At 64.3% G+C, this 18,348-nt stretch carries 19 protein-coding genes and 1 pseudogene; 2 read left to right on the top strand and 18 right to left on the bottom strand.

The features are described 5' to 3' along the window. The 7 genes from trbL to trbB form a co-directional block, all read right to left on the bottom strand. On the bottom strand, positions 1-939 hold a 939-nt coding region (gene trbL, locus KYK29_RS21900), incomplete at its 3' end, for a P-type conjugative transfer protein TrbL (protein ID WP_254693008.1). A gap of 2 nt (positions 940-941) precedes the next feature. Continuing rightward, entirely contained in the window at positions 942-1,208 is a 267-nt protein-coding gene (gene trbK-alt, locus KYK29_RS21905; RefSeq protein WP_254693009.1) for a putative entry exclusion protein TrbK-alt, read from the bottom strand. Between the two features lie 14 nt (positions 1,209-1,222). Continuing rightward, entirely contained in the window at positions 1,223-1,996 is a 774-nt protein-coding gene (trbJ, locus tag KYK29_RS21910; RefSeq protein WP_254693010.1) for a P-type conjugative transfer protein TrbJ, read from the bottom strand. Next, positions 1,993-4,485 (bottom strand): conjugal transfer protein TrbE, encoded by a 2,493-nt coding sequence (gene trbE, locus KYK29_RS21915; protein ID WP_254693011.1) that lies wholly within the window; start codon positions 4,483-4,485, stop codon positions 1,993-1,995. The genes trbJ and trbE overlap by 4 nt, the downstream gene beginning before the upstream one ends. A 10-nt stretch (positions 4,486-4,495) precedes the next feature. Further along, positions 4,496-4,777: a VirB3 family type IV secretion system protein gene (locus KYK29_RS21920; protein WP_254693012.1), complete on the bottom strand. Its 282-nt coding sequence runs from the start codon at positions 4,775-4,777 to the stop codon at positions 4,496-4,498. After that, the gene (locus KYK29_RS21925; RefSeq protein WP_136161842.1) at positions 4,777-5,109 is read right to left on the bottom strand and encodes a TrbC/VirB2 family type IV secretion system protein; all 333 of its coding nucleotides are present in this window, start codon (positions 5,107-5,109) and stop codon (positions 4,777-4,779) included. Before KYK29_RS21925 ends, KYK29_RS21920 begins: the two co-directional genes overlap by 1 nt. Continuing rightward, positions 5,106-6,089: a P-type conjugative transfer ATPase TrbB gene (gene trbB, locus KYK29_RS21930; RefSeq protein ID WP_254693013.1), complete on the bottom strand. Its 984-nt coding sequence runs from the start codon at positions 6,087-6,089 to the stop codon at positions 5,106-5,108. The genes KYK29_RS21925 and trbB overlap by 4 nt, the downstream gene beginning before the upstream one ends. Before the next feature lie 208 nt (positions 6,090-6,297). Here trbB and KYK29_RS21935 point away from each other — a divergent pair, with 208 nt between their 5' ends. Then, positions 6,298-6,867: an ATP-binding protein gene (locus tag KYK29_RS21935; protein ID WP_254693014.1), complete on the top strand. Its 570-nt coding sequence runs from the start codon at positions 6,298-6,300 to the stop codon at positions 6,865-6,867. A gap of 17 nt (positions 6,868-6,884) precedes the next feature. On the opposite strand, the gene KYK29_RS21940 is transcribed toward KYK29_RS21935, so the two are convergent. The 5 genes from KYK29_RS21940 to KYK29_RS21960 form a co-directional block, all read right to left on the bottom strand. Further along, entirely contained in the window at positions 6,885-7,337 is a 453-nt protein-coding gene (locus tag KYK29_RS21940) for a GNAT family N-acetyltransferase (RefSeq protein WP_254693015.1), read from the bottom strand. Between the two features lie 127 nt (positions 7,338-7,464). Then, positions 7,465-7,944, bottom strand: a complete 480-nt coding sequence (locus KYK29_RS21945) for a CopG family transcriptional regulator (RefSeq protein WP_254693016.1) — start codon at positions 7,942-7,944, stop codon at positions 7,465-7,467. Between the two features lie 10 nt (positions 7,945-7,954). Next, positions 7,955-9,943, bottom strand: coding sequence for a conjugal transfer protein TraG (locus KYK29_RS21950; RefSeq protein WP_254693017.1), 1,989 nt, complete (start codon positions 9,941-9,943; stop codon positions 7,955-7,957). 131 nt (positions 9,944-10,074) lie between these two features. After that, complete coding sequence (locus KYK29_RS21955; protein WP_254693018.1) at positions 10,075-11,028, bottom strand: LysR family transcriptional regulator; 954 nt, start codon at positions 11,026-11,028, stop codon at positions 10,075-10,077. Between the two features lie 298 nt (positions 11,029-11,326). Beyond that, on the bottom strand, positions 11,327-11,761 hold the full coding sequence (locus KYK29_RS21960) for an SRPBCC family protein (protein WP_254693019.1): 435 nt from the start codon (positions 11,759-11,761) through the stop codon (positions 11,327-11,329). A gap of 58 nt (positions 11,762-11,819) precedes the next feature. Between KYK29_RS21960 and KYK29_RS21965 the strand changes: the two genes are divergently transcribed. Next, entirely contained in the window at positions 11,820-12,635 is an 816-nt protein-coding gene (locus KYK29_RS21965; protein WP_254693020.1) for a helix-turn-helix domain-containing protein, read from the top strand. Positions 12,636-12,749: 114 nt separating this feature from the next. On the opposite strand, the gene KYK29_RS22655 is transcribed toward KYK29_RS21965, so the two are convergent. The 6 genes and pseudogenes from KYK29_RS22655 to KYK29_RS21990 form a co-directional block, all read right to left on the bottom strand. Next, positions 12,750-13,982, bottom strand: a complete 1,233-nt coding sequence (locus KYK29_RS22655; protein ID WP_437437287.1) for a DUF3363 domain-containing protein — start codon at positions 13,980-13,982, stop codon at positions 12,750-12,752. Positions 13,983-14,156: 174 nt separating this feature from the next. Continuing rightward, a pseudogene (locus tag KYK29_RS22660) lies at positions 14,157-14,804 on the bottom strand (relaxase/mobilization nuclease domain-containing protein); the annotation flags it as partial. Between the two features lie 313 nt (positions 14,805-15,117). Then, complete coding sequence (locus KYK29_RS21975) at positions 15,118-15,885, bottom strand: lytic transglycosylase domain-containing protein (RefSeq protein WP_254693021.1); 768 nt, start codon at positions 15,883-15,885, stop codon at positions 15,118-15,120. A gap of 34 nt (positions 15,886-15,919) precedes the next feature. After that, complete coding sequence (locus KYK29_RS21980) at positions 15,920-16,465, bottom strand: S26 family signal peptidase (RefSeq protein ID WP_254693022.1); 546 nt, start codon at positions 16,463-16,465, stop codon at positions 15,920-15,922. Then, complete coding sequence (locus KYK29_RS21985; protein WP_254693023.1) at positions 16,462-16,977, bottom strand: DUF2840 domain-containing protein; 516 nt, start codon at positions 16,975-16,977, stop codon at positions 16,462-16,464. Before KYK29_RS21985 ends, KYK29_RS21980 begins: the two co-directional genes overlap by 4 nt. Then, entirely contained in the window at positions 16,974-18,203 is a 1,230-nt protein-coding gene (locus tag KYK29_RS21990) for a DNA cytosine methyltransferase (RefSeq protein WP_254693024.1), read from the bottom strand. The genes KYK29_RS21985 and KYK29_RS21990 overlap by 4 nt, the downstream gene beginning before the upstream one ends. Between the last annotated feature and the right edge of the window lie 145 nt (positions 18,204-18,348).

The following is an 18,348-nucleotide window of genomic DNA, read 5'->3' on the forward strand; positions in this document are numbered from 1 at the left end:
GCCGCCGCGGACGGCCGCGGCCCCACCGGACAGGGCGGCAGCGCCGCCCTTGGCGGCAAGCATGGCCCCGCCGCCAGCGGCGACGCCTGCACCTGCGACCGCAAGCCCGGTTCCTACGGCTGCGCCCGCGCCGAGCTGCGGGCCGCCAGAGACGATGCCGTTGGCGATGCCGGGACCGAAGATGCCGAGGCCGAGCAGCGACAGGGCCGCCAGCACAATCGCCATGGCGTCGTCGATGGTCGGGGTCGCCCCGCCGAAACCGGCCGTGAACTGCGAAAACAAGGTCGAGCCGATGCCGATGATGACGGCGAGCACCAGAACCTTGATGCCGGAGGACACCACGTTGCCTAAGACCTTTTCGGCCATGAACGCTGTCTTGCCGAACAGGCCGAAGGGGATCAGCACGAAGCCGGCGAGCGTGGTCAGCTTGAACTCGATCAACGTGACGAAAAGCTGGATGGCGAGGATGAAGAAGGCCAGCACGACCAGCGCCCATGCGAACAGCAGGCACGCGATCTGGATGAAGTTCTCGAAGAACGCGATCCAGCCCACCAGGTCAGAAATGGAATCGAGCAGCGGCCGGCCGGCGTCGAGGCCGGTCTGCGCCACGCGACCCGGCCGCATCAGGTCGGCAACGGAAAAGCTCGTCCCCGATGCCATGAGGCCGAGACCGGCAAAGCTCTCGAAGACGATCCGGGCGAGGTTGTTCCAGTTGGAGATGATGTAGGCGAAGACGCCGACGAACAGTGTCTTCTTGATGAGGCGGGCGAGGATGTCGTCATCCGCGCCCCATGCCCAAAAGAGCGCGGCGAGCGTCACGTCGATGACGATCAGCGTCGTGGCGATGAAGGCGACCTCGCCGCCGAGCAGGCCGAACCCTGAGTCGATGTAGGAGGTGAAGACCCCAAGAAAATTGTCGATGACGCCGGTGTTGCCCATGGTCAGCGCACCTCGCTGCGGTCACGACCGAGGAAGCGGTCGCGGGATTCAGCCCATGCCGCGAGGCAATCGGTGTCGTTCCCCGCCGCCTCGCCGAGCTGCTGGCAGCGGCGCAGGGTTTCGCGCAGGGGATCGGCCGGCGGCTGGAAGGCCGAGGCCGGGGGCGGCGCGGAAGGCTCGCCCTTCCGCGCCATGTCGATTGCGGTCGCCGTGACGGCGATGGCGATGAACACAACGGCTGCAAGCCGCGCCAGCATCTTGCCGTCCATGGCGAGCCTCCGGGTTAGTTGTTGCCGTTGTTGAACATCTGCGCGTTGCCGGGCTGGTAGCCGCCGCCGGGCGTCAGGAACCGCTCGCGCTGGATGCGACCCTGTTCGGCGGCGGTCGCGCGCTCGGCCTCCGTGAGCGCGTCGGCGCGGCCGTTCGCCGAGATGACGGCGATCAGGTCGGAAAGCTGCTGCGACTGGAGGGCAAGGAGCTGGTTGCCGGCCTGCGTTGCCTGCAAAGCTCCGGTCGCGCCTTGGCTCTGGCCGACCAGCGCGGCCATCTCGGCCCGGTTGGCGTCGATGTTGCCGACCGCGCCCGCTTGCACGCGCATGGCGTCCTGCAAGCCGCCGACCGTGTTCTCCCACCGGCTACGCGCATCGGCGACAAGCTGGGCGTCGGTCGTCGAAAGCGAGACATTGCCATATTGGCTCTGGAACGCTTGGTCGATCTGGCCGACCTCGAAGGCGATGTTCTGCGCTTGGCCCAAGAGCTGCTGCGTGCGCTGGACGTTCTGCTGGAGTTGCTGGAGCGAGGAATGCGGCAGGCTCGCCAGATTGCGGGCCTGATTGATGAGCATCTGCGCCTCGTTCTGGAGGCTGGTGATCTGGTTGTTGATCTGCTCCAGCGTGCGCGCGGCCGTGAGCACGTTCTGCGCGTAGTTGGACGGGTCATAGACGATCCGGCCGAAAAGCTGGGCGTGAGCCGGTGCCGCCGCCATCGGCGAGAGGGCTACGGGCACGGCGAGCGCCAGCGCGAGGGCCGAGGCCCCGACGATCTTGGAATAGGTCATGGAAGAATCTCCTGTGTGGGGTGGGTATCGAGCCGGGCCGGCGCGGTGGTTTCTGGTCGGTCAGCAAGATTGGTGAGGTTCGGGATAAGGCCGGCCGCCCATTCGACGCCGCGCGCGCGTAGCCACGCGGCGAGGAAGCCGTCGCGGCCGGCCTCAGTGACGATCTGTGCAATGAGCGTCTGGTCGGATTTGGCGGATGCGGCGCAGAGCGCGAGGCCGACTTCGGACAGCCCAAGCTCGAACAGCCGGTTGCCGCGCCGTGACTGGCAGTAATAATCCCGCTTGGGCGTGGCCCGTGCGAGGATTTCTATCTGCCGGTCATTCAACCCGAAACGCCGGTAAATCTCGGTAATCTGCGGCTCGATGGCGCGCTCGTTCGGCAGCAGGAGCCGCGTCGGGCAGCTCTCGATGATGGCGGGGGCGATGCTGCTGCCGTCAATGTCGGACAGGCTTTGCGTGGCGAAGATGACCGATGCGTTTTTCTTGCGCAGCGTTTTCAGCCACTCGCGGAGCTGGCCGGCGAAACCCTCGTCGTCCAGCGCAAGCCAGCCCTCGTCGATGATGAGCAGCGTCGGCCGCCCATCGAGCCGGTCGCCGATGCGGTGGAACAGGTAGGACAGGACGGCCGGGGCCGCGCCGGTCCCGACAAGGCCCTCGATCTCGAACGCCTGCACATCGGCCGAGCCGAGATGTTCGGCTTCGGCGTCGAGCAGCCGGCCATAGGCACCGCCGACGCAAAACGGCCGGAGCGCCTGTTTCAGATCGTTGGATTGCAGCAGAACGCTGAGGCCCGTGATCGTGCGTTCCTCGACCGGCGCGGACGCCAGAGAGGTCAGCGCCGTCCAAAGATGCTCTTTCACCTCTGGCGTGATCGCCAGCCCCTCGCGCATGAGGATGGCCGCAATCCAGTCCGCCGCCCATGCACGTTCATAGGTGTCGTGGATGCGGGCAAGCGGCTGGAGCGAAACGAACGCCTCGTCCCCTTCCGTGAGGCCACCGCCCAAATCGTGCCAATCCCCGCCCATGGCGAGCGACGCGGCGCGGATGCTGCCGCCAAAGTCGAAGGCGAAGACTTGGCTGGCCGCATAGCGCCGGAACTGGAGCGCCATGAGGGCGAGCAACACGCTCTTGCCCGCGCCCGTGGGGCCGACGACAAGGGTGTGGCCTACGTCACCGACATGCAAAGACAACCGGAACGGGGTTGAGCCTTCGGTCCTAGCGTAAAGCAATGGAGCGTCGCCGAAATGCTCGTCCCGTTCCGGCCCCGCCCACACCGCCGAAAGCGGAATCATGTGGGCGAGATTCAAAGTGCTGATGGGTGGCTGCCGCACATTCGCGTAAGTGTGTCCGGGCAGGCTGCCGAGCCATGCGTCAACCGCGTTGACGCTCTCGGGCATGGCGGTGAAGTCGCGGCCCTGAACGATCTTCTCGACCAGGCGCAGCTTCTCGTCGGCAAGGCGCGGGTCGGCATCCCATACGGTGACGGTGGCCGTGACATAGGCCATGCCCGCCACGTCCGCCCCAAGTTCCTGCAAGGCCATATCGGCGTCGAGCGCCTTGTTGGCCGCGTCGGTATCCACCAGCGCGGACGCCTCATTCGTCATCACCTCTTTGAGAATTGCGGCGATGGACTTGCGCTTGGCGAACCATTGGCGGCGGATGCGGGTCAGCAGCCGCGTCGCGTCGGTCTTGTCGAGCAGGATCGCCCGCGTGCTCCACCTGTAGGGGAACGGCAGGCGATTCATTTCGTCCAGCAGGCCCGGCGTCGTCGCGGTGGGGAATCCCACGATGGTCAGGACGCGCAGATGCGCGTCGCCAAGGCGCGGCTCCAGCCCGCCGGTCAAGGGCTGGTCGGCGAGCAGCGCGTCGAGGTGCATCGGCACCTCGGGCACGCGCACGCGATGCCGGTTGGTCGAGATGGTTGAATGGAGATAGGTCAGCGTCTCGCCGTCATCCATCCAACGGCACTCGGGCATGAAGCCGTCGAGCAACGCCAGCACGCGGTCGGTGCGGTCGATGAAGCCGCGCAGCAGCTCCCACGGGTCCACGCCGGTTTTCTCGCGGCCCTCGTAGAGCCATGCCTCAGTTCGCGCGGCCTCATCGGCAGGCGGGAGCCAGAGGAAAGTCAGGTAATATCGGGACTCGAAGTGAGCGTCTTGTTCCTCAAACTGTGCTTTCCGCTCGGCATCGACCAGTGCCGACGCAGGATCGGGGAACTTGCTTTCCGGGTATTGCGGAGCCGCAAGCCGAACGGCTTCGACGAAGATGCTCCAGCCGGAGCCGAGGCGGCGGACGGCATTGTTGATGCGGCCGGCGACGGCGACCAGTTCGGCGGCGACGGCGGAATCCAGATCGGGACCGCGAAACTTCGCTGTCCTTTGAAAACTGCCGTCCTTGTTCAAGACGACGCCAGAGCCGACCAGTGCAGCCCATGGCAGATAGTCGGCGAGCCGGGTGGCGGTGCGGCGATATTCGGTAAGGTTCATCATGGCCGCGCCCTCACACTGACAGGAAAGCCGGGATGCGCAGATGCCGCCGCCCGACTTCGACGAATTGAGGATCGCGTTTCGCTGCCCATACCGCCGCGAAATGGCCGATTGCCCAGATGGCGATGCCGACCAGCCAGAGGCGCAGGCCGAGGCCCACGGCCCCGGCCAGCGTTCCGTTCAGAATCGCGATGGCGCGCGGTGCGCCGCCGAGCAGGATATGCTCGGTCAGCGCCCGGTGGACCGGGACGGAGAAGCCCGGCACCGCGTCGAGCTGTTCGAGGCCGCCCGCCATCAAACGAGCGCCCCGCCGCCGAAAGAGAAGAACGACAGGAAGAAGCTCGACGCCGCGAACGCGATGGAAAGGCCGAACACGATCTGGATGAGGCGACGGAAACCGCCGCTGGTATCGCCGAACGCGAGGGTCAGGCCGGTCACGATGATGATGATGACGGCGATGATCTTGGCGACCGGCCCCTCGATGGACTGGAGGATGCTTTGGAGGGGCGCTTCCCACGGCATCGACGAACCGGACGCATGGGCGGCCGGGGCGAGCATGAGGCTGATGGCAAGGGTGGATGCGGCGGTCGCGGCGAAGCGATAGCCGCGCGTGAGCGTGCGGATCATGAAGATTCTCCTGTGCTGGTGGGGATTGCGGGGGTGATGCGGTAGTCGCCGTCCGGCCCCAGCCCCTCGACGCGGGCAAGTTCGGCCAGCCGGCGCGCGGAACCGCGCCCGGAAAGGACGGCAACAAGGTCGATAGTCTCGGCGATCAGCGCGCGCGGGACGGTGACGACAGCCTCCTGGATGAGCTGTTCAAGGCGACGGAGCGCGCCGATGCCGGTGCCGGCGTGAATGGTGCCGATCCCGCCCGGATGGCCGGTGCCCCACGCTTTCAGAAGGTCGAGGGCTTCGGCACTGCGCACCTCGCCAATGGGAATACGGTCGGGGCGCAGGCGCAGCGAGGACCGGACCAGATCGGAAAGCGTCGCCACGCCGTCTTTCGTCCGCATGGCGACAAGGTTGGGCGCGGCGCATTGCAGCTCGCGCGTATCTTCGATGATGACGACGCGATCCTGCGTCTTCGCCACCTCGGCGAGCAGCGCGTTGGTCAGCGTGGTCTTGCCGGTGGAAGTGCCGCCGGCCACCAAGATATTGGCGCGGGCTGCGACGGCTTCGCGCAGCGTTTCCGCCTGATCGGCGGACATGATGCTGGCGGCCACATAGTCGTCGAGCGTGAACACCGCGACGGCGGGTTTGCGGATGGCGAAGGCCGGCGCGGCGACGACTGGCGGAAGAAGCCCCTCGAATCTTTCGCCCGACTCCGGCAGTTCGGCCGAGATGCGCGGGCTGCGCGGATGAACCTCCGCGCCGACATGATGGGCGACCAGGCGCACGATGCGTTCGCCATCGGCGGCGGACAGCCGTTCGCCCGTATCGGACAGCCCTTCGGACAGCCGGTCCACCCAAAGGCGGCCGTCCGGATTCAGCATCACCTCGACCACGGCCGGGTCTTCGAGCAGCCGGGCGATTGCGGGGCCGAGCGCGGTGCGCAACATGCGCGCGCCACGCTGGATCGCTTCCTGTCTGTGGTGGTTGCTAGTCATGTCGGCCCCGGCTTCTGGCGGGGCGCAACAGGCAATCCCCGGATCGGGGTCGATTAAGAAAGACCGAAATCGGGCCGGTTCAACAAGTATTTACGCGCGTGCGGGCATCGGCGGCGATCGGCGGCAAATAGGATGGGTGGGGCAGCCTATGTTGAGCGGGTCAAGCCGCATGAATATGAAGGCAGGTATGAAAAGGGAATCGATCTGAATGCACGGCAAGCCGAAAATATACATAACGGGAGCTTCCTGTTCCGGCGTCTCGACGCTCGGTGCGGCCCTGTCAAACCCGTTCGACATTCCACATATCGATGTCGATGACTTCTACTGGATGCCGACCGACCCGCCGTTCAGCGTCAAGCGCCCGCCCGAAGATCGCGTGAAACTGATTGCAGAACGGCAAGCTGCGTCCGATGGATGGGTATTGACCGGCTCCTTCATCGGATGGGGAGAGGCCCTGATCCGGGACGTTGGCCTGATTGTCTTTCTTTACACGCCCGCCGCCATCAGGTTGCAACGTCTCGACCTGCGCGAGGCGGCTCGCCACGGTGATCGCATCCTTCCCGGCGGTGACATGCACGACGCGCATGTTGCGTTTCGGACATGGGCGTCTGGCTATGATGATCCCAGCTTCACCGGGCGGAACCTCGCTCAACATGAACGCTGGCTTGGACAGCAAACGGCTCCGGTTCTCAGACTGCAAGGCGAGAAGCCGACAGACGAACTGGCAGATGCGGTAACGAGTGAGATTGCCCTCATTGGTGAGAGGGCGGGAAATTAACCTGCCCTCTCTGAGGTTTACGTGCTCAGCGTCAATCGCGCGTTCTCGAACGGCAAGCCCTCATCATCGTAAGGACGACGCGAGATTTCTCTGAAACCAAGGCTTGTATAGAAGCGGATGGCCTGTTCGTTCTGTGTATAAACCTCGAGTGTCAGTTCCCTTTTCCTTTCTAGCGCGAAGGCGATCAGCTGGCGTCCGACACCCTTTCCCTGTTGTCCGGGTGCAACGAAAATGCCGCCGACGAATTTGTCGAGGAGGCTGATGAAGCCGAGCGACTTGTTGCCTTGGCAGGCAACCCAGGTCTCGGAATTGGGCAAGTACTTGTCTTCGATCAGCAGCCGCTGTTCCAGCAGACGCTGCCTGCCGATGAAGGGATGCGCGATGAGGGAGGCGTCGAGCCATATGGCTGACAGCGTTCTTGTGTCCGATGCCAAATTGAATGGCCGGATAACAACGTCATTTTGTGTCATGATATTCCTGCAGAAAAGACATGCGAAAAGGATCGGCAAATCATCGTGCCGAAAGACACCGCTCGATGCGGCTCACTAGAAACCTCTGCGCATAAATCTCCTTCTGCTTCGATGGATCATATAGACCTTATGTACCGCGTTCAATGGTCTGCGGCTCTGCCGCTAAATCATAGGGCTCATCGCCCGGCATATCCCGCGACAGCTCTTTGAGGAACCTGTCGCCCGTCGCCAGACGCCGGCCGAGGGTTTGCATGAAGCCCTCGAACCGCTCTGCCGCTTTGGCACGGGCTGATTGTCTCGCTGCATCCGGTAAAGGCGGTGTAATCGTCATCCAGTAATGGATGAACTGCGCCACCGTCTCGCCGAGGACGGCGAGATCCAAGTCGAGCGTGTCGATCTGGCGGCCGAGCTTGTCCAAGCGGCGAGACATGGCGGCTTCAAGCTGGTCGTCGGCATCGCCGGATAGGTAGGACATGACCGCCGCCTCCACGATGGCGGATTTCGAGACATTGCGGCGCAGCGCCACCGAGCGGCGCAACGCCATCGCCTCGATCTGCGGAATGAGCGCGGGGTCGAAATAGATATTCAGGCGGGTGCGTGTGGTCATGGGCGTATCCTCAAAGGTCGATTCCGTCATCGGGGTTCATCGCCACCTGCCGCGCCACCATCCTCATGCGCTGGCGCATGGCGCGGGCCTTGGCCGCGTCAACGTCCGGCTCGTCGTCCAGAAACTCGAATTCCTGTTCGGGTGACGGCGGCGGGGCGACGATTTCCTCTTGGCTTGGCAATTCCGGCTCGCGGCGGATTCCGGCATTGGCCGGATCGCCCTCGGCCGCGTCTGCGGCGGCCGAGGCGGAACGGCTATCCGCTGCGACCACCCGGCCGGACCAATCATCGGCGGATGGGCTGGGCGCCAGCGGAGCGGCGGCCAGATCGGGCGGGGTCAGGATGCGTTCCTGAAACCGTGCATCCTCATAGTAGCGGGCCTTGGTGGCGCGGATCGGCGGCGTGCCCGCGACCATCACGATTTCATCGGTGGGCGGTAGCTGCATGATCTCGCCGGGCGTGAGCAGCGGCCGGGCCGTCTCCTGCCGCGAGACCATGAGATGCCCGAGCCACGGGGCCAATCTGTGCCCGGCATAGTTGGTGGAATCGCGCAGCTCGGTCGCGGTGCCGAGTGCGTCACTCACCCGCTTCGCGGTGCGCTCGTCGTTCGTGGCAAAGCTGACGCGGACGTGGCAGTTGTCGAGGATCGCGTTGTTCGGCCCATAGGCGCGCTCGATCTGGTTGAGGCTCTGCGCGATCAGGAAGCCTTTGATGCCGTAGCCCGCCATGAAGGCGAGCGCCGATTCAAAGAAATCGAGCCGGCCGAGCGCCGGAAACTCGTCCAGCATCAGCAGCAGCCGATGGCGTTCGCCGGAGGTAGTCAATTCTTCCGTCAACCGCCTGCCGATCTGATTGAGGATCAATCGAATGAGCGGCTTGGTGCGGTTTATGTCGGACGGCGGCACGACCAGATAGAGCGTGACGGGCTGGCGGCTGCCGACCAGATCGGCAATGCGCCAGTCGCATCGCTCCGTCACCCGCGCCACCACGGGATCGCGGTAGAGGCCGAGAAACGACATGGCGGTGCTCAACACGCCCGACCGTTCGTTCTCGGATTTGTTCAACAGTTCGCGGGCCGACGACGCGATGACGGGATGAACGCCTGCTTCGCCGAGATGCGGCGTATCCATCATGGCGCGCAAGGTCGCCTCGACCGGGCGGCGCGGGTCGGACAGGAAGTTGGCGACGCCCGCCAGCGTCTTGTCCTTCTCCGCATAGAGAACATGCAGGATCGCGCCGACCAGCAAGCTATGGCTGGTCTTTTCCCAATGGTTCCTTTTGTCCAAGCTGCCTTCGGGATCGACCAGAATATCTGCGATGTTCTGCACGTCGCGGACTTCCCATTCCCCTTGCCGGACCTCCAGCAGCGGGTTGTAGGCCGACGATTTGGCGTTGGTCGGATCGAACAGCAGCACGCGGCCATGCTTCGCGCGGAAGCCCGCTGTCAGCGTCCAGTTCTCGCCTTTTATGTCGTGAACGATGGCGGATGCCGGCCATGTCAGCAGCGTCGGCACCACCAGCCCGACACCTTTGCCGCTGCGCGTCGGAGCGAAGCATAGGACATGCTCGGGACCGTCATGGCGCAGATAGTTCCTGTCGTATCGGCCGAGCACAACGCCATCGGGGTCGAGCAGTCCGGCATTGCGGATTTCCCGATCCTCGGCCCATCGCGCCGATCCATATGTGGCGACATTGCGCGCTTCACGCGCCCGGATGATGGACATAAGGATGGCGGCGGCGATGGCGAGGGAGCCGCCCGATACGGCGATGATGCCGCCCTCGACGAAGATCGCGGGCGCATAGGCGTCGAACGAAAACCACCACCAGAAGAAGGCGGGCGGGTAATAGACCGGCAGGCCCGCCAACTCGAACCACGGCGCTCCAAGCTGCGCCTGAAAGCCGAGCCGCCACGCGGCCCATTGAGTAGCCGCCCACGTCATCGCCAGAACGATGGTGAAGACGACAGCGATTTGACCCCAAAGGATTCGGCTTCCACGCAATACAGGCTCCAGTCGACAAAAGAGACGGAGCCGATCAGAGAATAGGCAAAATCGCGACAGGCAACAGGAAAGAGGATGCGGGAGGGCTGCCGGATACTATCGGCGGCAAATAGGACGGATCGCCTTCACTGTTATAGTTCCGTCCGAGTGCCACCGCGCAACCGATTGGGCGAATCGCTGTCACGGTTCATCTTGCCTGCGAGGTCGAGCAGATTTTGCAGTGCGGCGCTGCGATTGAACGGCGACCAGACTGCGGTGAAGGCAACCGGCTCCGGCTCGTCGGCGAAGGGCAGGAAGACGATGCCGGTTGTCGGCAACAGCGCAGTGGCTGCCCCGACGATAGTGATGCCGAAGCCCTGTCCGACCATGGACAGCAGCGCGCCGCGCCCCACGTCGAAGCGCAGGATCGACGGCGCGGGCGAGCGTCCGGCATGGCGCAGGACGATATGACTATGGACCTGCGGGCCGGTGCCGCCATGCCGGACAAGGAACGTGTCGCCCGCCAGATCGGCCCAAGTAACGGCCGACCGCGCGGAGAGCGGATGCTGCTCCGGTAACACCGCCAAGAGCGGTTCGGTCCATATGCGCCGGGAATGGCAGTCGGGCAGTTCGGGCGTGCCTGCGACGAACACCACGTCCAGCGTGTCGGCACGAAGCTGCATGACCGCATCGCGGACCGTGCCTTCGGTGATTTCGACCTCGATGCCAGGATGGGCCTCCCGATACCGTCCGATCAGCTCGGAGAGGAAACTGCCCGGGATCAGAGCGTGGATGCCGATACGAAGCCGGCCGCACTCACCCACCGCCGTCATACCTGCGGTCTTCACCGCATGGTCGAGTTGATCGACGCCGACCGTCACTCGCTCGACGAAGTGGCGTCCGGCCTCGGTCAACCGGACACCGCGCGCATGACGCTCGAACAGGAGGATGCCAAGGTCTTCTTCCAGCGCCCTCACTCGGGCGCTGACGCTGGATTGCGCTACGCCGAGCGCTTTGGCGGCGTGGCGGAAGTTGAGATATTCGGCGACGGCAAGCGTTTGGATCAGGGACGCCAAGGGGATGCGCGAGCCGAGCGAGGTCGGCATCCCGAATTGACAATCGGTAGTAGATGCTGAACGTCGCCGCATGGATCGAAGGTTCCGCTTCTATGTTGGATTGAGGCGTCTGGTTGCTCTCGCAACGCACGAGCCCTGATGCCAACCATGAATTCTCAGTTCGCGTGTCGGAATTGAAAAAGCAAACGGTGACACTGTACTTCGGTCACGTATAGATCGCGTCCTTGTTGACAAGTGAGAGCAATTTAGGAAGCGAGCGTCGAGAACCTCACCGCGTAGCAGCAAGACTCGCTAAGCTTTGCTATTGAAGGATAGGCAGGTGCAGAATTTATTCCGTTCGCGTCAAAAACTCGCCAAGCTGGCCTAGCACGACATCCCAGTTCTGTTTGGATCTGTCGGCAAGCTCCTGTGACGGATTGTTGCCCTGCCGGATTAGGACGCGACACCCATTCCCTTCGGGCCGGACTTCAAATGCCAGGGTATTGTGGCCATCCGGCACAGCGTGTCCCGAGTCGGTTTCCCGCGCCACGGTCATCGCCAACAAGCGGGGTGGCTCCAGAGCTGTGATTGTCCCCCGATCGAAGAAAACCTTGCCTTCCCATTCGTAGCGATAGGAAATGGGTCCGCCGACGATACCGGAGCTTTCAACCTGCGCTCCGAACATATACTGGCGGACCTTTGCCGGGTCGATTAGGGCACTCCAAGCGGCCTCAGGTGATACCGGGAAAAATGACGAAGATTCAGTTTCATAAAGCGATTGCATCACTGGCTCCTGAGATTAGGGTGTGACTTTCAGCCTAGGTATAAAATCGAGCAGCGTATTGAATATTTCCGCAGATCAAAGCGTAGCTCTGTTCCCTACCGATGAGGGGATATTGCACCCCGCGTCCGACCGCCCTGCTTTGCGGATGGAACGTTTTGCGCCGCCATCGCCGTTGGTGCCGTTCCTAGATCATTTCTGGGTTGCTGAATGGTCCGTCCCGCCCGGCACGAAATTTCCGGTCGAGGTCTTAGCCATGCCCTGCGTCAATCTCGTGCTGACGAGCGCAACGGCCATGGTGGCGGGTGTAAAGACAGAGCGCCAATGCCACGAGCTTTTCGGTTCGGGTCGTATCGCGGGCCTGCGCTTTAAACCAGGAGGGTTCCACCCGTTCTATTCGCGGCCAGTGGCCAGCATCAGGAATCTGGAGTTTCCGTCCGAAATGTTGCATCCGTCGCTAACTACGGGCTGGGTGCAGTCGCTCATGTCCAGCGACGATTTCAGCACAATGGCAAATACGCTATTCGACACCATCACGCGTTTACCTACCCGCCGGGCGCCTAAGACCGTTCTGGTGGAGCAGATCCTCAAGAGATGCTGGCATCAACCCGAGCTTCCAATTGCAGCTATCGCGGAATCATCTGCGATGAGCGTTCGCACATTGGAGGCATTGTTCCATGATGCCGTTGGGGTAAGTCTTGTCTGGATCAGGCGACAGATTCGCGCCATCTCGGCAATGCGCGTGGATAGTGCCGATAGCGGATGGGCGGAAATCGCCCAGCAGCTCGGCTATAGCGATCAGGCACATTTGACAAATCAGTTCCGGCAGGTGGTCGGCGTGCCTCCAGGCACGTTCTTCCGAAAATACAAAAGCTGAGGTCACGCAGCGCAACACTGGCCTCGGAGTGGGTTGTAATGGGCAGCCCTTTGCTAGAGCTTCCAAACTACATCGAATTGATCATTCAAGCGATGCGAACTCCAGCTATTTGTTCTATATGGCGTGTCCGCGTGTTCGCCCCAACTGCCACGACACCGATCCGCCCTGCACGACGCCCATAATCTCGCGGCCGAGCTGGCGGTCGATGACCGGCCGCCACGGGACAAGGGTGAACTCGTGGGATTGCTCGACTACGGCGAACTTGCCGCTGGATAGCTGCACGGTGCTGGTGAACTTGCCGCTGACGTTTTCGCCGTCCATGGCGGCGCGGAACGGCAGCCCCTTGCTCTCGACCATCTCCGCGCCGACGCGGGCAACCTCCCGCTCGCGCAAGGTGGCGAGAAGGTTGCGCCGATAGAAGATGCGGCCGTTCCGCGCTCGGGTGGCGTCGCCCTGTTCGACATGATGCTCGCGGCGCTGGTCCATGGCCTCGCGCACCTGCTGGCCGAACCCGGTCGGGGCAAGGTCGGCCGTTTCGCCATGGATCAATCGCCGGTCCAGCCATGTCGCGCCGTCCGATCCGATCTGCTTGCCAAGATCGACCGGGGAAAGGACGCGAACGCTGGCCTGCCGGTCGCGGCCTGCGTCATAGATGGCGGCGCGGCTGATCAGATCATCGGGGATGCGCCATTGGTCGGCGTCGATCCGCTCGACGATCCCGGCCCGGCGCAATGCCTCCAGCCGGCGGACATGGGCATCGACATAGCCCTCATAATCGCCGCCGGGAACGCGGCCCTCGAACTTCGCCTGCTCCAGATGGCGGCTCGGCCGATAGATTCCGTCCTCGGCGATGGCCGTGATGGTGCGGTCGGACGGCCGGGCCGTCGCCTCGGCCGGGCCGATCTCGATGATGCTGCCGATGCGGGCATCCTCCAACCGCTCGGGCGCGATGCCGGCGATGTGGTGCGTCCGCCCGTCGATGCCGTCCACCACAATGGTCAGGTTCTCGCCCAGCTCGTCGGACAGATGCTTGTCCACGACGCGGCCGACGATGGGCGTCTCGGGCGCTCCGTCATGGATTTGGAAACTCATGGGATCGCGTTCGCCGCCCTGCGGGCCGAGCGCCTTCTGCATGGTGCGGATAATGTCGCCGCGCTCGCCCAACTCGCGCAGGGCCGGTTCCATGTCCTTGCTCAATTCCCAAACGCCGGGCGCGTGCTCGGTCGCCAGCCCCATCTTCTCCAGCTTGCCAAGCCTGCGCAGGCGCAGCGTCCGCTCGAACTGCCGCCTCGGCTCTGCCGGTTCATGGCGCAGGTCGAGGAAACGGGCATCGGCTTCCTCGGTCATGGCGCGGTCGATCCGAGTGAAACGGTCCTGGTCGATTTCGGCCGACAGCTTGCGGGTCTGCTCGATCTCGGTCACGGGGCCGAGTTCCAGACTGGCAAGCTCGCTGGCGCGTTCGCGCAGGCCCGCGGAAAGGTAGTCGCCGTTGATGACCAGATCCCCGCCGGCATCGTCGCGGCCGTTGACGATCACATGCACATGGGGATGGCCGGTGTTGTAGTGATTGACGGCGACCCAATCGAGTTTCGTGCCGAGGTCCGCTTCCACCTGTTTCATGAAATCGCGGGTGTAGGCCGTGAGGTCCGACAGCTCCGCGCCGTCCTCGGGCGAGACGATGAATCTGAATTGGTGGCGGTCGTCCTTGCCGCGATCAAGGAAGGCGTCGCCATCGGCGCGGTTCTCGGTTGCCGAATAGAGCCGGCCGCGCTCGCCGTCGCGTGACGTGCCGTCGCGCTGGACATAGCGCAGATGCGCGCGGGCGCGGCCGCCCTTCCACGCGGCCCGAACGCTGCGCTGCTTGACGATTACGCGGCGGCTGCCGGACTGGCGATGATGCCATTGACCGGAGATGTTGCGGGCGCGGACGAAGCTCGCGCCCCGGCCGCGCTTCACGCCCTTGCCGCTGGCGACCATGGCGCGGGACCGCCCCTGCGATGACGGGCGGCCGGGTGACGGCATGGAAGGATCGCGGGCGGCCGCTGCCTGATACTGGCGGGTGATCTTCCTGACCTGCGTGAAAAAGCTCTTGGGTCTCCCGGCCTTCGGCACGTCGGATTGGATACGTCCGGGCTTCGCACGGAAGCGGTTTTCGTCGTCGGCGCTCATGGGCGCGACTCCAGCAAAAACCGCCGAAAACAGGCCGATATGGGCCTATGGTGCCGCTCGAAACCCTGCAAAGCCAAGGCTTTGCGCGAAATCGCGGTACGCGGCCCCTCAAAACCATGGTGCCGGAACCGGGCACCTAACCAGTGTGCAGACAACAATAATTTCCAGAAGCGGCCCGATATGGTGCCGTCTTCTTTAATCTTGCCCTCCGCCCTTTCTGCCTTCTCTGCCCCTCCTGCCGGGAATCCAGCCGGGCAAAAACCTGCCTGACTGGACACCGGAATGAGCGCCGCCGAGCGCGGGAACGCCGCCCTCATGGCGTTCCCGCGCTCGCGTCGGCGACGAAAATGCTGTCGCCCTGTGACTCCGACTCCACGGGATCGCGCGCCGGAACGGTCGCGCGGCCGTCGCCGGATCGCGCGTCGGACGGCGGCGCGGCGACAGCCCGCACGTCGCCTGCACGCATGACGAACAGCGGTGCCTCGCGCCAATCGGGCGGCGGTGGCGGTGCCGATGACGGCGGTTCGGTTGCAGCCGCGCCGCCGAGGATCGGCGCGAGCGCAGCGACATAGGCCCGCGTCTCAGCCGGCAGGGTGCGGCCGGTCGCAAGGTAATCGTCATAGCGACCGGGACCGGCATTGTAGGCCGCCAGCATCGCCGCGACATTGCCGTAGCGGTCGAACATTTCGCGCAGGTAGGCCGTGCCTGCGAGTATGTTGTCGCGTGGGTCGTAGGGATCGCGGCCGAGGCCGTAGCGGATGCGCAGGCCCGCCCATGTGTCGGGCATCACCTGCATCAATCCCATCGCCCCGGCCATTGAGACCGCGCGCACATCGCCCGCGCTCTCGGCGTGCTGCACCGCAACGATCCAATGCTCCGGTATGCTGAAACGCTGCGACGCCTCGGCGATGTGGGCCGCATAGGGATGAGCGGCGGCTGGGCGCCCGACGGGCGCGGATTGCGCGACCGCGACGCCCGATCCGGCGCAGACGAAAAGCGCTCCGGCCAGCAACAGGACGGCATAATGCCATGATGTGGCGCGCCTATCGCCGCTGCTGATTGCCTGGCCGATCTGTGCCATGGAAAATCTCCTGCGGTTGGTTCTCGGGGTGGTTTCAGTGCGTCGGCGCGCGCCACTCGTAGCGGCCGACGCCTTCCTCATCAGTCCAGAGCGGGACCGCTCGGCCGATGACGGAAGTTGCGGGGGTTAGTCCGAAATAACGGCCGTCGAGGCTGTCGCGGACTTCCCAATTCATGAGGAAAAGCTGGTCGTCGCCGATGACGCGGCAGCCCTGCCAGGCGGGGAGATCGCGGCCGAGGCTGTCACGGTCCAGCGCCTCGCCCATCTCGATCCCATCAACCGTGATCGTGGATCGCAAGCGGCAAACCCGCTGTCCCGGCAGGCCCAAGACGCGCTTCAACAGCGGGACGCAGCGCGCGATATAACCGCGCTCAACCATGAAGGCCGCGAGCGGTTCGGGCGGCATGACGGCGACCAGCTCGTGCACCTCGATCCGCTCGGCCGGCTCGACGGTGTAGAAGCCGATGGGTGCGCTGGCCGTCGCGTTCCAGATGAGTTTCACGGGCCAATTGACGGCGCTGGCGGCGGCGATGCCGATGGCGGCGAGCGCCGTCACCGTGAGGGTGCGGCGGCGCGTCATGGCTCGATTCTTCGGCGATGAAGCCACGCGGCATGTCGCTCGGGCGTGTAGGCGTGCGGCTCCAGATTGGCGGTCAAACGGTTGTGGACGTGCCGCCAATGCTCCGGTGCGGCGTCGGCCGGATCGAGGCCGAGCGATTCCACGGCGTCGATGGCGGCAAGACCGCGCTGCACCTTCGGCCAGCCATCGAGGCGCAACAGGATTTCGCCGCCGGGGCGGACGAACGGCAATGTCTGGAATGGCTCACCGCGCCCGATGGCCCGCACGATATCGATGCGGGAGACGACCGTGCCATGCTCGCCATTCGCCCATCGGACGAAGGCGAAGACGCTGCCCGGCGCAAACCCGACGACGCTGCGGCGGCGGTCGATGATCTGTTCGTAGCTCTTGCGCCCGAAGCGTATCCAGTGTTCGACCTTCTTCCGCTGAAACGTCAGTTCGACCAGCGTGATGAAGGGTGGTGCATCCGCAAGACCGCGTCCGCGCGCGCCGGGAAAGGTGCGCCGGGTCATTGTTCTTCTCCGGGAATGTCTAAGGATGTACAGGCGAGCACCGCGTCGAGTGCAGCTTCAGTGCGCAGAATGGCGCGCCCGATGGCTTCTGGGATTTGCGGAAGAACGGCGTCGCCGAACGCCTCGACGATCAGGCTGGCCGCAGCAGTCCCTTTGCGACTGCCGAGCGCAATGCGCGTGTCAGCCACCCAGGCGGAAAGCCCATCATCCAGCCGTAGGTGATGGGCAAGACCGCCGTTCCAGTCAGCCCATGGCTCCGCAGCATCGCCGCCAGCGCCCGCGCTCCCGCCCATCTGTCCGGCGCACGATTGGTCATCGCGCCATCCATCACCGCATCCATCGTCGGCGAATTGCGCCGATCGTAGGCCGGGCTCCAGCCGTCCATGCGGCTGTCGCGTTTCGTGGGTGTCGGCAGGATTTCCGCCGCGTGGCGCAAGAGGTTCGGCGTGTCGATCTGCGCCTTCGTCCCGTTCTCCCGCTTGCCCGTCTCGATTTCCCGCGGACTCAACCTGCGCCCGCCATTCGGCTTCACCGGCGTCGGCAGCATACCCGCATGGCGGCTGGCATGGCCCTGCAACTGGCTGAGAACGTCGCCCCTGCCACCTCGATCCGCATCCGATTTCCTCGGAGTCGCCAGGATTGCCCGCAGCGGATATGTCGATCCCGCTCCGCCGCCTGCGGCGTCTTTCATTCCATCCGAGGCCATGGGTGTTGGCAAGCTGCTCGGGATCATAGCCGATGAGCCATGACCGCTTGCGTATATGGTTGGCGCCGACGTCCGCAGCACCCACCACGCACGGTTCTGTGGCGTAGCCGAGCGCTTCCAGCTCGCCGAGCACTCGGTCAGCGCCGCGAGTTCTGAGATTAGCGCTGTTCTCAAAAGCGAACCAGCGAGGGCGGCAATCTCCGACCAGGCGGACGGCTTCAAGGTAGAGGCCCGACCGTTCGCCCTCGATCCCCTTGCCTTTGGTGTTGGCGCTGGAGATGTCCTGGCAGGGCGGGCTGCCGACGATGATGTCGGGGAGTATTCCAAGGTCGGAAACAAGGCGAGCTGCCGTGAGTCCACGGATGTCGTCGTAGAGGCGGACATGAGGATTGTTCTCTGCGTAAAGGATGCGCCGCCATTTGACGATCTCGCAGGCAGCAACGGTGATGAAGCCGGCGCGATGGAGGCCAAGCGACCGGCCTCCGGCGGCTGCGCTGAACAGATCGAGCGCGCGCATCATGGCGCAGCTCGGCGGTTGGCACCAGCACCATGGCTCGGATGCGCGCGCGTCAAAGAAGAAGAGTTAGTTTTATTGTTAGCTGGGGTAACTGTTTCTGTTCTCGTCGCGTGTGGAGTAAGCGCCTCTTGCCATACCGTGAACGGTG

The organism is Shinella daejeonensis (assembly GCF_024281235.1).
Classification (GTDB): Bacteria; Pseudomonadota; Alphaproteobacteria; order Rhizobiales; family Rhizobiaceae; genus Shinella; species Shinella daejeonensis.